Source organism: Streptosporangium sp. NPDC087985, assembly GCF_044741965.1.
GTDB lineage: Bacteria > Actinomycetota > Actinomycetes > Streptosporangiales > Streptosporangiaceae > Streptosporangium.
The window spans coordinates 1078895-1080439 of record NZ_JBIUTQ010000001.1 but is presented as its reverse complement, the minus strand read 5'-3'; the positions used below and the strand labels follow the sequence as shown (position 1 = coordinate 1080439).

General features: G+C 63.4%; 2 protein-coding genes. One reads left to right on the top strand and one right to left on the bottom strand.

Annotated elements, in window-relative coordinates; genetic code table 11:
• The first annotated feature begins 562 nt into the window (after positions 1 to 562).
• A complete protein-coding gene (locus ACIN94_RS05185; RefSeq protein ID WP_400699897.1) occupies positions 563 to 964 on the top strand; it encodes a hypothetical protein in 402 nt (133 codons plus the stop codon).
• A 61-nt stretch (positions 965 to 1025) separates the two neighbouring features.
• On the opposite strand, the gene ACIN94_RS05180 is transcribed toward ACIN94_RS05185, so the two are convergent.
• Positions 1026 to 1445, bottom strand: a complete 420-nt coding sequence (locus ACIN94_RS05180) for a PH domain-containing protein (protein ID WP_400699895.1) — start codon at positions 1443 to 1445, stop codon at positions 1026 to 1028.
• Positions 1446 to 1545 lie beyond the last annotated feature (100 nt).

The window sequence follows — 1545 nt, the reverse complement described above, 5'->3', positions numbered from 1 at the left end:
AATCCGTCCCCCACCGAAGCGGGTTGGACGGGGTTGTGCTTCATGCACTGGCTTTTAACACACTGTTGAGTTCTCAAGAAACGGACGCGTTCTCCATCCCCGTGACCCTGTGGTCCCGGCTCTGGGGCGTACCATTCCGCTTTTCAAGTCTACCAGATCCGCCCGGTTCGTGTCAACTTGTCGCTTTCGCTTCAGTCGATCCGAACCCGCCGGACCCGCTAGGATCTCGACCTGCCCCGTTTCCGGAGCAACCCTTCTAACTTACTCCAGCATCCGGTCTGTGTCCAATCGTGTGGACACGCCCGAATTTCCGGATTCAGATCAGAGGGAGATGCTGAGCAGCTCGCCGACCTGGAGACCTTCTGGAATCCGGGGCTCGTTGCCCTGCAGGAAGAACAGTATCAGGACTCTCGTGTCACAGAGACAACTTGCCAACCATTCCCGAGCCTCACGCGTCTCAAACCGGACGACGCAAGCAGACATCAAGCAATCCGCAAGCAGTTACGGATACGAAGTAGGCACGAGGGTCAGGATCCTGACTCCACCGTGGAGGTGAGCAACCATGGACAGCTCGGAGTTCGACGACATCCGCGCGCACATCGACGCGGAGGCCGATCATCCCGATGACCTGCTCAGGGTCGCCAGGTCTCTGTTGAGCGACCTTGAAGACGCACGGATGCGCGAGGCGACGCTCCGCACCCACTACTTGCGTCTTCTCACCGCGGCCCGGGCGACGGTCGCCGCTGAGACGGCCGGCTATCCGGAGCCGCTCACCTTCCTCACCGACGAGCTCGCCAAGCAAGGCCAGCTTCCGACGGCCGAGGACGAGGTGAACCGGATCCTGTCCGACGCGCACACTGCGGCCGCACTGTTGGCCTGCCTGGAGCAGGCTCCCCCCGTGCGGATCGGAAACGGGCCCCGTACCCGCAGATGCGCGGGCACGAGTCGCAGCCTCCCTCGGTAGGACATTCCGTACCGAGGTCACGGCGCGGCGCCGCCGGTCCGGGCCTGACGGGAAAAACAGGTTAGGAACCGGTCCGGAAAGAGCGCAGGTCGTCGGCGACCTCCTGGCATGGGACACCGAGGTCGAACTGGCTCAGGAGGAAGACCGCCCCGCCGGTGTCGATCTCCAGGACTCCCGTGCGGGAGGCGAAGCGGGTCCGCGTGTCCACCCGGATCCGCTCGACCTCGCTCCACGGCACCCGCTCCGAGCCGGCGAAGCCCTTCGTCACGACCAGTCCCTCGCCGTCGGCGCTGAGCCGTACCGGAGCCAGGATGTCGCGCAAGGCCAGCACGGTCATCATCACGGTCGCCACACCCGCCAGGATCGTTCCGTGTGAGTCACCGATGCTCACTACGGTAGCCACCGCGAAAACAAGTGCCCCGACGATTTTCAGGAGGAGGAGATCGCGGCGCACGCGCCAGCGCAGGACCGGTCCGGACATGTCACCACCCTGGCACGCTAGCCACTCAACCGTTGAACATGTAAAACAACGGAAGCCTTGATCTCTGAGAGATCAAGGCTTCCGTATTGGTAGCGGGGAC

Excerpts from the sequence above, each read along its gene's own strand:
- ACIN94_RS05185 (WP_400699897.1), top strand. The coding sequence starts at position 563 with ATGGACAGCTCGGAGTTCGACGACATCCGCGCGCACATCGACGCGGAG.
- ACIN94_RS05180 (WP_400699895.1), bottom strand. The coding sequence starts at position 1,445 with ATGTCCGGACCGGTCCTGCGCTGGCGCGTGCGCCGCGATCTCCTCCTC.